10 protein-coding genes and 1 pseudogene are annotated in these 12,737 nt (G+C 71.8%); 3 read left to right on the forward strand and 8 right to left on the reverse strand.

From position 1 onward, the window contains the following. Positions 1–50: 50 nt before the first annotated feature. Positions 51–773 carry a molybdopterin-dependent oxidoreductase gene (locus ACZ7OO_RS15670; protein WP_471505116.1) on the forward strand — a complete coding sequence of 241 codons (723 nt, stop codon included), beginning with the start codon at positions 51–53 and terminating at the stop codon, positions 771–773. Beyond that, the gene (locus tag ACZ7OO_RS15675; protein ID WP_352220067.1) at positions 757–1,380 is read left to right on the forward strand and encodes a cytochrome b/b6 domain-containing protein; all 624 of its coding nucleotides are present in this window, start codon (positions 757–759) and stop codon (positions 1,378–1,380) included. Before ACZ7OO_RS15670 ends, ACZ7OO_RS15675 begins: the two co-directional genes overlap by 17 nt. A gap of 21 nt (positions 1,381–1,401) precedes the next feature. Here the strand turns inward: ACZ7OO_RS15675 and ACZ7OO_RS15680 are convergent. The 4 genes and pseudogenes from ACZ7OO_RS15680 to ACZ7OO_RS15695 form a co-directional block, all read right to left on the reverse strand. After that, a pseudogene (locus ACZ7OO_RS15680) lies at positions 1,402–2,400 on the reverse strand (L-idonate 5-dehydrogenase); the annotation flags it as partial. A 14-nt stretch (positions 2,401–2,414) separates the two neighbouring features. Further along, positions 2,415–3,173 (reverse strand): SDR family oxidoreductase, encoded by a 759-nt coding sequence (locus ACZ7OO_RS15685; RefSeq protein ID WP_471505117.1) that lies wholly within the window; start codon positions 3,171–3,173, stop codon positions 2,415–2,417. A 14-nt stretch (positions 3,174–3,187) separates the two neighbouring features. Further along, positions 3,188–4,585, reverse strand: coding sequence for a GntT/GntP/DsdX family permease (locus ACZ7OO_RS15690; RefSeq protein ID WP_471505119.1), 1,398 nt, complete (start codon positions 4,583–4,585; stop codon positions 3,188–3,190). A gap of 38 nt (positions 4,586–4,623) precedes the next feature. Continuing rightward, complete coding sequence (locus tag ACZ7OO_RS15695; RefSeq protein WP_471505121.1) at positions 4,624–5,145, reverse strand: gluconokinase; 522 nt, start codon at positions 5,143–5,145, stop codon at positions 4,624–4,626. A gap of 160 nt (positions 5,146–5,305) precedes the next feature. Between ACZ7OO_RS15695 and ACZ7OO_RS15700 the strand changes: the two genes are divergently transcribed. Further along, the gene (locus tag ACZ7OO_RS15700) at positions 5,306–6,007 is read left to right on the forward strand and encodes a FadR/GntR family transcriptional regulator (protein ID WP_471505123.1); all 702 of its coding nucleotides are present in this window, start codon (positions 5,306–5,308) and stop codon (positions 6,005–6,007) included. 7 nt (positions 6,008–6,014) lie between these two features. On the opposite strand, the gene ACZ7OO_RS15705 is transcribed toward ACZ7OO_RS15700, so the two are convergent. From ACZ7OO_RS15705 to ACZ7OO_RS15720, 4 genes are all read right to left on the reverse strand, one after another. Then, complete coding sequence (locus ACZ7OO_RS15705) at positions 6,015–6,434, reverse strand: YchJ family protein (RefSeq protein ID WP_471505125.1); 420 nt, start codon at positions 6,432–6,434, stop codon at positions 6,015–6,017. 118 nt (positions 6,435–6,552) lie between these two features. Further along, positions 6,553–7,926 carry a M1 family metallopeptidase gene (locus ACZ7OO_RS15710; protein ID WP_471505556.1) on the reverse strand — a complete coding sequence of 458 codons (1,374 nt, stop codon included), beginning with the start codon at positions 7,924–7,926 and terminating at the stop codon, positions 6,553–6,555. Positions 7,927–8,006: 80 nt separating this feature from the next. Beyond that, positions 8,007–11,873 (reverse strand): Pls/PosA family non-ribosomal peptide synthetase, encoded by a 3,867-nt coding sequence (locus ACZ7OO_RS15715; protein ID WP_471505127.1) that lies wholly within the window; start codon positions 11,871–11,873, stop codon positions 8,007–8,009. Between the two features lie 313 nt (positions 11,874–12,186). After that, complete coding sequence (locus tag ACZ7OO_RS15720) at positions 12,187–12,657, reverse strand: ATP-binding protein (RefSeq protein ID WP_471505128.1); 471 nt, start codon at positions 12,655–12,657, stop codon at positions 12,187–12,189. Positions 12,658–12,737: the final 80 nt, after the last annotated feature.

Here is a 12,737-nt window from a genome sequence, read left to right on the forward strand (position 1 = left end):
GCCGCGGGATTTCCTGGCCGGGGCCGCCCCGGGAGTGTTCGAATGCGTACGTGAACTCTGAACAATCCGAGGAGGGCCGGCCGGTCGGCCGCCGGGTGTTCCTCGGCACCATCGGCCTGGGTGCCCTCGGTGTCGTGACCGCGCCGGTGCTGCAACGCGCCACCGAGACGGTCCTGGGCACCTTCTCCGGCAAGGACCCCACGGGCCTGACCGGCCTGCTCCCGAACGGTGGCGGCTTCCGCTACTACTCGGTGACCGGTTCGGTGCCGGACAAGACCGCCGCGGACTACCAGCTGAAGATCGACGGCCTGGTCGACGAACCGCGCACCTACAGCCTGGCCGACCTGCGCGCCCTGCCGCAGACCCGGCTGGTCAAGGACGTCCAGTGCGTGACCGGCTGGCGGGTTCCGGACACTCCGTTCGAGGGGGTCCGCCTCTCCCATCTCCTGGACCTGGCGGGAGTGCGCAGCACCGCGAAGGCGATCCGCTTCACCTGCTTCGACGGCGCGTACACCGAGAGCCTCACCCTCGACCAGGCGCGGCGGCCGGACATCCTGGTCGCGCTGCGCATGCAGGACAAGGCCATCGGCCACGACCACGGCGGCCCGGTCCGCCTCTACGTCGCCCCCATGTACTTCTACAAATCGGCCAAGTGGCTCTCCGGCATCACGGTGACCGACAAGGTGCAGCCCGGATACTGGGAGAACCTCGGCTACGACGTCGACGCCTGGGTCGGCCGCTCGAACGGACGCGACGATGAGCCTACGAACTGAGGCACCGGCCGCCACGGACCGGCTGCACCGCTTCACCCCCGCCGAGCGCTGGATCCACCGCACGACGGCCGCACTGATGGGCATCTGCGTGCTGACCGCCGCCTGCCTCTACATCCCGCAGCTGGCGGTCCTGGTGGGCCGCCGCGAACTGGTCGTCCGCATCCACGAGTGCGCGGGTCTGGCCCTCCCCGTCCCGGTCGTCCTCGGGCTCGCCTCCCGCGCCTTCCGCAGGGACCTCGGCTTCCTGAACCGCTTCGGCCCCCACGACAGGCTCTGGCTGCGTGCCGCCCTGAGCCGCGACAAACGTCCGTCCTCACGCCCGGCGGGCAAGTTCAACGCCGGCCAGAAGATCTACGCGAACTGGATCGCCGGCGCGACCCTGGTCATGCTCGCCACCGGCCTGCTGATGTGGTTCACCCACCTCACCCCGCTGATGTGGCGCACCTCGGCCACCTTCGTCCACGACTGGCTGGCCCTGACGATCGGCGTCGTCCTGGCAGGCCACATCGGGATGGCCATGGCCGACCCGGAGGCCAGACGGGGCCTGCGGACGGGCTCGGTGAGCAGGGAGTGGGCGAAGCGCGAGCACCGGCTGTGGCGGCCCTGACCCGTCCTGACCCTGACCCTCGAAGTCCAGCAGCACCTTGCACGACCGGTCCCGGTCGGCCGCCAGCGCGAACGCGCCCTCGGCCTCCCGCACCGGCACCACCGCGCTGACCAGCCCGTCGAACACCGGCTCCCGCGCCAGCAGCTCCAGCGCCTCGTCGAACTCCCCGTCGAAGCGGAACGCCCCGCGCAGCTCGATCTCCCGCGTCACCACCAGGTTCCCGGCGAAGGGTGAAGGCCCCGGCGGCAGCATGCCCAGCTGGACGACGACACCACCACGCCGCACCAGCCGCAGGCAGGCGTCCAGACCCGCCGCCACCCCCGACGCCTCGACGGCCGCGTCCACCTCGGCGGGCCACCTCGCGTCCGCGGGATCGTCGGCCCGTACGACCGTGTCCGCGCCCGCGACCGTCGCGTAGCGCAACGCCTCCGGGAGCAGGTCGGTCACCGTGATCCGGGCCGCCCCGGCCGCCCGCAGCGCGGCCACCACAAGGCAGCCGATCGGCCCGGCGCCGGTCACCAGCACATGTCTCCCGGCGACCGTCCCGGCCCGCCGCACCGCGTGCAGCGCGACCGAGAGCGGCTCGGCCAGCGCCGCCCGCCGAAGGGGGAGGCCCTCCGGCAGCGGCCGCAACTGCTCCGCCGGTACGGCAAGGCGCGCCGCGAACCCGCCCTGGACGTGCGGGAAACGTGCCGCACTGCCCAGGTAGCGGGTGTCCCTGCAGACGTTGCGGCGGCCGTCCGCGCACTCCGGGCAGACCCCGCACGGAGTAGCCGGATGCACCGCGACGGGCAGACCGGCGAGCGGTCCGGTGCCGGCCGTACCCACCACCTCGTGGCCCAGCACCATCGGCTCCCGCAGCCGGAAGTCACCGACCCCGCCGTGCCGCCAGTAGTGCAGGTCGGAGCCGCAGACACCGCCGTAGCGGACGGCGACCAGGGCCTCGCCGGGGCCGGGGTCAGGGACCGGAAGCTCCGTCACCCGCAGGTCACCCCGGCCGTGGATCACACAAGCCAGCATCCGAACAGCCCCCTTCAGAGCACGCTCGTCATCCCGCCGTCGACGTACAGCACCTGTCCGCTCACGAAGTCGGCGGCGGGGGAGGCCAGGAACAGCACCCCGCCCACCAGGTCCTCCGTACGGCCCCAGCGGCCGGCCGGGGTGCGGCGGCGCACCCAGGCGCTGAACTCCTCGTCGTCGACGAGGGGCCGGGTCAACTCGGTCTCGATATAGCCCGGGCCGAGGCCGTTGACCTGGACGCCGTGCGGGCCCCAGTCTGCGCACATGCCCTTGGTGAGCATCTTCAGCGCGCCCTTGGTCGCCGCGTACGGCGCGATACCGGGGCGCACCACCTCGCTCTGCAGCGAGCAGATGTTGACGATCTTGCCGTGGCCGCGGGCCGTCATGCACCGGGCGGCCTCCCGGCCCACCAGGAACGCGCTGGTCAGGTTGGTGTTCAGGATCCGGTGCCAGTCCGTGTCCGTGAAATCCAGGAGTGGGGCGCGCAGTTGCATGCCCGCGTTGTTGACCAGGATGTCGAGGGGGCCCACCCGCTCCTCGACGTCCGCGATGCCGGCGGCCACGGCCGGGCCGTCGGTCACGTCGAACACGGCCGTACGGGCGCCGGGGATCCCGGCCGCCGCCTCGGCCAGCCGGTCCGGGTCCCGGCCGTTGAGGACCACCGTGCAGCCGGCCTCCGCCAGCCCCCGGGCCAGCGCGAGGCCGATGCCCCGGCTGGACCCGGTGACCAGGGCGGTCCGGCCGCCGATGTCGAAGAGGGGATGAGCCGTCACCGTCGTAGCCCCGCCTAGATGATGAGGGAGAGGAGGAGGACCAGGCCGCCCGCGACCACCGAGATGATCGTCTCCATGATCGACCAGGTCTTGACGGTCTGCCCGACGCTCAGCCCGAAGTACTCCTTGACCAGCCAGAACCCGGCGTCGTTGACATGGCTGAAGAAGAGCGAACCGGCGCCGATGGCCAGGACCAGCAGAGCCGTGTGGGCCGTCGACATGTCCGCCGCCAGCGGGGCCACCAGGCCCGCCGCCGAGACGGTCGCCACCGTCGCCGAGCCCGTCGCCAGCCGGATCGCCACCGCGATCAGCCAGGCCAGCAGCAGCGCAGGGATCGACCAGTCCTTGGAGATCTCCAGGATCATCTGGCCGACACCGCAGTCGATCAGCGTCTGCTTGAAGCCACCACCCGCGCCGACGATGAGCAGGATGCCCGCGATGGGCATCAGGCCCTTCTCGACCGTCTGCTGGAGCCGCCCCTTGGAGAACCCGGCCGGTCGGCCCAGCGCGAAGAAGCCGACGATCACGGCCGCGAGCAGGGCGATCAGCGGGGAGCCGATGACGTCGAAGACACGCTGGACGGTGTGGGCGGGGTTGTCGACGACGATGTCCACCAGCGCCTTGGCCAGCATCAGGACCACGGGGAGCAGGATTGTGGCGAGGGTGGCGCCGAAGCCGGGGCGCCGCTCCAGCTCCTCCGAGGGGCGCTCGGGGAGCATCCGGTCGGGGGCCGGGACGTCCACCCAGCGGGCGGCGACCTTGGAGAGCAGCGGACCGGCGATGATCACGGTCGGTATGGCGACCAGGACGCCGAGGGCCAGGGTCACGCCCAGGTTGGCGCCGACCGCGTCGATCGCGACCAGCGGGCCGGGGTGCGGCGGCACCAGACCGTGCATCACGGAGAGCCCGGCCAGCGCCGGAATGCCGATGCGCATCAGGGAGTAGTTGCCGCGTTTGGCGACCATCAGCACCACGGGGATCAGCAGCACGATGCCGACCTCGAAGAACAGCGGCAGTCCGATCACGGAGGCGATCAGGACCATCGCCCACGGCATGGCCCGGCCGCCGGCCTTGGCGAGGATGGTGTCGACGATCTGGTCGGCGCCGCCGGAGTCGGCGAGCAGCTTGCCGAGGATCGCGCCGAGGGTGATCAGCACACCGACGCCGGCGACCGTGGAGCCGAGGCCGGTGGTGAAGCTGGTGATGACCTTGTCCAGCGGCGCCCCGGCGAACGCGCCGAGCGCGAGCGAGCCGATGGTCAGCGCCAGGAAGGCGTGAAGCTTGAACTTGGTGATGAGCAGGACGATGACGGCGATGCCCGCAAGGACGGCGATGCCGAGCTGGGCATGTCCGGCCGAGGTGATGGGCGCGACGGCGTCCGCTGCCAGCATCTCGACGCTGAGTCTGGTCACGGGGGTTCCTTGCAGCTACGGGGACAAAAAGGGGAGTGTTACTGCGGGGTGAGGTCGGGCAGCGCGGCCAGCGCCCGCACGGCCCGTGCGGTGATCTCCTCGGGGCTGCCGGTGACGTCCACGGCGACACCCGGCTCGTCCGCGTCCAGCGGCTGGAGCGTGGCGAACTGGGAGTCCAGCAGCGCGGTCGGCATGAAGTGACCCTGCCGGTGCGACATCCGGTCCTCGATGAGCTTCCGGTCACCGGTGAGGTGCACGAAGACGATGCCCGGGGCGGCGGCGCGGAGCCGGTCCCGGTACGCCCGCTTCAGCGCGGAGCTGCTGACCACCCCGCCCAGCCCCTCCCGCCCGTGCGCCCACGAGCCGATGGCGTCCAGCCACGGCCACCGGTCGGCGTCCTCGAGCGGGTGGCCGGCCGACATCTTGGCGATGTTGGCCGGCGGGTGGAAGTCGTCGCCCTCGGCGTACGGGACGCCGAGCCGGGCGGCGAGCAGGGGACCGATCGTGGTCTTGCCCGTGCCGGCGACGCCCATCACCACGACGACGTGGGGGGTCCGCATCACTGCCTCGCTGTCTTCCTCGGGATTCCTCAACGAGAGACACCGGCGTACGACGTCCGGTGTCGGCCTCACTGAAACCCATTAGGTACGACGAATTCAAGAGTCTGTGACAAATAAGTCTGACTTTTTGGCTCTGTGATCCACTCGGTACGCTGAGTGCATGAGCACCATGGGCCGGGGGCTGCACGGCCGCGTACTGGACAGCCTCGGCCCCGCGATCACCGCCGGCGAGTACCCGCCGGGCAGCGTCCTGCGCACGGACGAACTCGCCCAGCACTTCGAGGTGTCACGCTCCGTGATGCGCGAGGCGGTCCGGGTCCTGGAGTCCATGCACCTGGTCGAGTCCCGCCGCCGGGTCGGCGTGACGGTCCGTCCGAAGGCCGAGTGGAACGTCTACGACCCGCAGGTCATCCGCTGGCGGCTGGCCGGCGCCGACCGCCCCCACCAGCTGCGCTCGCTGACCGTGCTGCGCTCGGCCATCGAGCCGGTGGCCGCGCACCTGGCGGCGAAGAGCGCCACGGCGGAGCAGTGCGCCGAGCTCACCGAGTGCGCGCTCGGCATGGTGGCCAATTCACGCGGCCACCGGCTGGAGCAGTACCTCGTCCACGACATGGCGTTCCACCGGGTGATCCTCAACGCGTCCGGCAACGAGATGTTCGCCCGGCTCGGCGATGTCGTCGCCGAGGTCCTCGCGGGCCGTACCCACCACGAGGTGATGTTCGAGGACCCCGACCCGGCCGCCGTCACCCTCCACGTCCAGGTCGCCGAGGCGGTACGGGAGGGCGACGCGGCCCGCGCGGAGCGACTGACCCGCGAGATCACGGTGGGCGCCCTCCAGGAACTGGACATCCTGGCGCCCTAGGACAGGCCTAGGCCAGGAAGTCACCGTCCAGATACACCCAGGCCCCGTCGACACGCTCGAAACGGCTGAGTTCGTGCAGGGTCCCACCCCGGTACGACGCCCGGAACTCCACCGTCCCGGTGGAGTGGAACGCGGACCCGTCACCCGTGCCCAGGATCTCCAGGCCGGTCCAGCGCATCCCCGGGTCGAGGTCGAGCCGCGCGGGCCGTGTCCGTGGATGCCAGGTACGCAACAGGTACGCCGAGTCCTCCACCACGAACGCGCTGTACCGCGACCGCATCAGCGCCTCGGCGGTCGGCGCGGCAGCACCGGAGTGGTACCGGCCACAGCACTCGTCGTACGACTGCGGCAGACCGCAGGGGCAGGAGGGATGGTGATCCGGGGCGGAGCCGTGCTGCCGCCGGGACTGCGAGGTACGTCGGGACATGGGATCCAATCCTGGGCGCTCAGAGCCCGCTCTCCCGCACGAGCCGAGGGGGGCGGGACTTCGAGGACTTCGAGGACTTCGAGGACTTCGAGGACTTCGACCGGGACGCGGCCGCCCCCTATGCCGACTCGGCGTTGGTGGGCGGCTGCGGCGGACGTGCCGGTACGGCCGGGGTCGGCAGCGCGGGCAGCGCCGCGCCGTGCACCCAGGCGTCGAAGAGGCCGTCCAGCGGCTCGTCCGCGAACCGGTTGACGTGGGCCGTGAACATGGCGGTTGTCACGGTGCCGCCCCGGTGCAGCCCCGCCCACGCCCGCAGCATGTGGAAGAACCGCTCGTCGCCGAGTGCGCAGCGGACCGCGTGGATCGTGACCCCGCCGCGCTCGTAGAGCCGGTCGTCGAACATCGCCTTGCGGCCCGGGTCGGCGATCCGGATGTCCTGCGGCAGCCCGGACAGCAACCGGTGTGCCACAGCCGCCAGTTGCTGGGCGCTGCGCCCGCCGGACCGCTCGGACCACAGCCACTCCGCGTATTTGGCGAGCCCCTCGTTCAGCCAGATGTGCCGCCAGTCCGCGATGGACACGCTGTTGCCGAACCACTGGTGTGCCAACTCGTGCGCCACCAGCCGCTCCGAACCCCGCGCCCCGTCCACGTGGTTGACGCCGAACAGCGACAACCCCTGTGCCTCGACGGGGACATCGAACTCCTCGTCGGTGACGACGACGGCGTACTCCTCGAACGGGTAGGGCCCGAACAGCCGTTGGAACAGGTCCATCATGGCGGGCTGCCGTGCGAAGTCCCGTGAGAACTCGGGCAGCAGATGCGCGGGTATGTGCCCGTGCATCGGAATCCCGCCGAAGCCCGGGTCGCCAAGGAGCACCGTCTGGAACTTGCCGATCGCGAGGCCCACCAGATAGCTCGACGTCGGAGCCGCCTGCTCGTACACCCAGGTCGTCGTGGACGCCTTGGTGGTACGGGTGAGCAGCTTGCCGCCGGACACCACCGAGTAGGCCGACGGGCAGGTGAGCGAGATCAGGTAGGACGCCTTGTCGGCCGGCCGGTCGTTGCACGGGAACCAGGAGGGCGCGCCGATCGGCTGGCTCGCCACCAGCGCGCCGTCCGTCAGCTCCTCCCAGCCGATCCCGCCCCAGGGGCTGTTCACCGGCCTGGGGTTGCCCGACCAGTGGATCTCCACGGTGAACGCGGCCCCGGCCCGCAGCGGCTTGGCGGGCTTCACCCGCAGCCTGCCGCCCCGGTGGGTCCAGTGCGGCTGGCGGCCGTCCACCCGGATCCGGCCGATCTTGAAGTCGGCCAGGTTCAGCTGGAACTCGGACAGCGCCGCCCGGCCCGCTATGGCGTTGATCCGGACCGAGCCGGCCAGTCGGTTGGGGTCGGGCCGGTAGTCCAGCGTGAGCTCATAGCGATGCACCCGGTACCGGGGATCGCCGTTGTCCGGGAAGTACGGGTCCGGACCCGCTGCCTGCTGCACTGCCACTTCCGTGTTCGCTCCCTGCGCCTTGCTCGAACCGTCCCTCGGTGCACCGATGCCGCCCGCGGCCACCGAACGGCCCGCGCTCAGGGACGCCATGCCTCGATCGGGTTGCCGAGCCAGCGGGTGTCGTCGGGGACCGACTCCGCCGCCATGACGAGCGACGCGGGACCCAGGGTGGTACGGGCCCCGATCGTGCTGCCGGGCAGCACGATCCCGCCAGGGCCCAGTGTGGCGCCCTCACGGAGAACCACAGTATCCGTCCGCAAGATCCGGTCGTGGAAGAGGTGAGTCTGCAGGACACAGCCGCGGTTCACGGTGGCCGCGTCCTCCAGGGTCACCAGATCGGTCTCCGGAAGCCAGTAGCTCTCCACCCAGACGCCCTTGCCGAGCCGCGCGCCGAGGCCGCGCAACCAGGCCGTCAGCACCGGAGTACCCGGAACCGAACCGGCCAGCCACGGCACCGCCAGCACCTCGACGAAGGTGTCCGCCAGCTCGTTGCGCCACACGAACGAGCTCCACAGCGGGTGCTCCCCACTGCGGTGCCGCCCGACCAGCAGCCACTTGGCCAGAACCGACACCAGGCCCGCGACCGCACCGGCGGCGAGCAGCACCAGCCCGGAGAGCACCGGCGCCCAGGCCCCCAGCGCGCACAGCGCGGCGACCGTGAGCCCGGCCAGCGCCACCGAGCACAGCACCGGCACGATCCTGCACAGCTCCACCAGACCGCGCGCCCACAGCAGCCGCGCGGGGGGCTCGTAGGTGCGGCTCTGGTCGCCGTCCGACGCACTGCGCGGCAGTTTCACCGGCGGCAACCCCAGATACGACGTGCCCTTCTTGGCCTTCTTCGGCGTCGCCGACAGCACCCCCACCAGACCGCCGTCCGGCACGCTGCGGCCCGGCGCGGTCATCCCGGAGTTCCCGAGGAACGCCCGCCGCCCGATCTCCGCACGCCCGATCCGCATCCAGCCGCCACCGAGTTCGTACGGCGCGGTCAGCGTGTCGTCGGCCAGGAACGCGCCCTCGCCGACCGTCGTCAGGCTCGGCAGCGCGAGCACGGTCGACACCTCGGCACCCTTGCCGATCCGCATCCCGAGCAGCCGCAGCCAGACGGGCGTGACCAGACCGGCGTACAGCGGGAACAGGGTGTCGCGGGCGCGGTCCATCAACTGGGAGACCGTCCAGGCCTGCCAGCCGATCCGGCTGTGCGTCGGATGCGTGCCGACCCTGAGGCCCAGGCTCAGCAGCCGTACGGCGACCAGGATCAGCAGCGCGTACACGATCCCGAAGGCCAGCGTGGCCGGTACCAGCGCGACCGCCGCGCCCCGCAGGGCCTCGGCCAGGCCGTCCCCGGGGGCCACGAAACGCCCGGCGACCAGCAGTGCGGCGGCACCCGCCAGCACCGGCAGCGCACTGAGCGCGAGGCCCGTCAGGCCGTACATCACCCGCCAGTAGGTGCCGCGCTGCGGCCGCTGCTTGGGCCAGTTCCGCTTGGCCTTGCCCAGCTTGACCGCCGGGGCGCCGGCCCAGCGCTGGCCGGTCGGGATCTGCCCGGTGACCGCCGAGCCGGGGGCCACCTCGGCGCGCTTGCCGACGCGGGCGCCCGGGAAGAGGATGCCGCGCGTCCCGACGACCGCGTGGGCGCCGATCCTGACCGGGCCGATCACCAGCCGGTCACCGTCCAGCCAGTGACCGGACAGGTCCACCTCGGACTCCACGGCCGCGCCGCGCCCCACCCTGAGCAGGCCGGTGACCGGCGGCAGCGAGTGCAGGTCCACCTCGGGACCGATCTTGGCGCCGAGCGCCCGCGCGTACCGCTCCAGCCAGGACCCGGTCAGCGTGGTCGCACCGGTGAACTCGGCCAGCCGCTCCGCCGTCCACAGCCGCAGATGGACCGAGCCACCGCGCGGGTACCGGCCGGGCTTCACGCCCCGCAGCAGCAGCCGCGCGCCACCGGCGGCGATCGCGATCCGGCCGGGCGGGGTGTACAGGACCAGGGCCCCGACGGCGACCAGCCACCAGGGCGCGGTGGGCAGCCAGCCGTAGCCGCCCAGCACATTGCCGAGCGCGGCCAGGGGGACCGTCCAGCGCAGGCCGAGGAGGGTGAAGAGCGGAAGCAGCACCATCAGCTGCACCAGCTGGGCGGCGCGCGGCACGGGCGCGATCGTCCGCTGCGCGCTGTCGTCCTGCGCGGACTCCTCCAGATGGCGGGCCAGCTTGCGCAGCACGGGCTGCTGGTAGACGTCGAGTACGGCCGCGCTCGGGTAGCGGGTGCGCAGCCGGGTGGTGAGCTGGGCGGCGGACAGGCTGCCGCCGCCGATCGCGAAGAAGTCGTCACAGGCGCCGGTCACCGGGATGCCGAGGACCTCGGTCCACTGCTCGGCGAGCCAGGCCTCGGTGCCGTACAGCTGCTCCGCCTTGCCGGCCGTCTCCAGGCCTTCCAGGGGCCAGGGCAGGGCGTTGCGGTCGACCTTGCCCGAGGTACGGGTGGGCAGCTCCTCGACAGGCGCGAGCAGCGGGACGAGGGCCGCGGGCAGCTCGGCGCGCAGCTTCTCGACTGCGGCCGCGTGGTCCCAGCCGTCCTGGGTGACCACATAACCGACGAGCAGCTGGTTGCCGCCGCGCGCGGTCCGTACGGCCGCCGCAGCGCCCGCGACGCCGGTGAGCGCCTGGAGGGCCGCGTCGACCTCGCCGAGCTCGATACGGCGGCCGCCGAGCTTGATCTGCTCGTCGGCGCGCCCGAGGAACACCAGCCCCTCGCGGTCGGCGCGCACCAGGTCACCGCTGCGGTACGCCCGCTCCCAGCCCAGAGACCGAAGCGGTGCGTACTTCTCCGCGTCCTTCCCGGCGTCGAGGTACCGGGCCAGGCCGACCCCGCCGATCACCAGCTGGCCGCTCTCGCCCAGGGGCACGGGCACGCCCGCGTCGTCCACGACGGCGAGCTCCCAGCCGTTCAGCGGCAGCCCGATACGGATCGGCTCCTCGCCGGTCATCAGCGCGGCACAGGCCACGACGGTGGCCTCGGTGGGCCCGTAGGTGTTCCAGACCTCGCGGCCCTCGGTCACCAGCCGCTGCGCCAGCTCGGGCGGGCAGGCCTCACCGCCGAAGATCAGCAGGCGGACGTCGTTGAGGGTCTCGGGCTCCCAGAGCGCGGCCAGGGTCGGCACGGTCGAGACGACGGTGATCTCCTGCTCGACCAGCCAGGGGCCGAGATCGGCGCCGCTGCGGACCTGGGAGCGGGGCACCGGCACCAGGCAGGCGCCGTAGCGCCAGGCCAGCCACATCTCCTCGCAGGAGGCGTCGAAGGCCACCGAGAGACCCGCCATGACCCGGTCGCCCGGGCCGATCGGCTCCTCGGTCAGGAACAGCGCGGCCTCGGCGTCCACGAAGGCGGCGGCGCTGCGGTGGGTGACGGCGACGCCCTTGGGCTTGCCGGTGGAGCCGGAGGTGAAGATGATCCAGGCGTCGTGCTCGGTGCCGGGGCGTCCCGTGGTACGGGCCTCCGCGCGGCGGACATCGATGTGCAGGCCCTCGCCGAGGACGGCCGCGACCTCCGCCTCCCCGAACACCAGCGCGGCCCGCTCGTCCGGGTCCTCGGCGTCCACGGGGACGTAGGCGGCACCGGCCGCGAGCACGCCGAGCACGGCGATGTACAGATCGTTGGTCCCGGACGGCACCCGGACGCCCACGCGGTCGCCGAGCCCGACCCCGGCCTCGGCGAGCCGCCGCCGCAGCCGCTCCACCTCGACCGCGACCGCGCGGTACGTCAGCTGGGTGCTGCCGTCGTCCAGTGCGAGCTCGTCCGGGTGGGCCCGCACCGTTGCTTCGAATACGTCCACGAGCGTGCGCGGCGACGCTGCCGCTCCCGCCGAGAATCGTGCCGTGTCCCCGAACTCCTCGCGGATCTCTTCGTCGAGCAGGCCGAGAGCACGGCTCTCGTCAATGGCTGCCATCCGGTCCTCGCGTCTCGTTCCCGGAACCCCCGGGGCGCCGGCGGGCCCTCAGGTCTGCCTGGGGTTATCCGGCTCCGGCTAGGTGACAAGCCGGAAATATTAGTACGACGCTAGGTTCCCGTTCATCTTGTGGCCACCTGGAGGCGGCCGTTCGGGGCAGTCGGTTGAATCTTAAGTCATCTCTGACCAGGCCTTCTCCGGGCCTGGCGAGAGATGAGACACACAGCGTGAGGCGGGCCAACACTGCGTAAGAAACGCCAACACTGCGTGAGACGGGCCAACTCCACGGGCCCGTCGCCGTGGGGCAGTACGGTCAGGCGGCACTGACCTCGGCCCAGATGGACTTGCCCCAGGGCAGGTTGCCCACGCCCCAGCGGCCCGAGCACAGCGCGTCCAGGATCAGCAGACCGCGCCCGCGGTCGCGTTCGACGGAGATGGGCCGCAGCCGGGGGTGGTGGTTCAGCGGATCGTGCACCTCGACCCGGGTCCGGGAGCCGTCGGTGTCGATCAGGAGTCGGACCGGGTCGTCCGGGTCGGTCTCGTAACGCAGGGAGTTGGTGACCAGCTCGCAGGCGACCAGGGCGACGGCGTCGATATGGTCACGGGAGGCGTCCGGGGCGTGATGGGTGATGAAGTCGCTCACGAACATCCGTGCCGCCCTGGCCGACTGGGGCTCGCTCGCCAGTAACAGGACGGGCGACGGGGCGACTTGCAGTGCACGGGCTTCGGTCGTGGTGCTCCGCTGGCGTTCGATCATGTAGATCCCCTCACGGGCATGTCCCAACGCAGGCACGGTAGTTCGCCATGCGAGTGCGGTCACTTTCGTATTTCCCGGATTCATGGTGCCTTCACGGCACAGTCGAT

This window comes from Streptomyces sp. NPDC111744 (assembly GCF_055634995.1).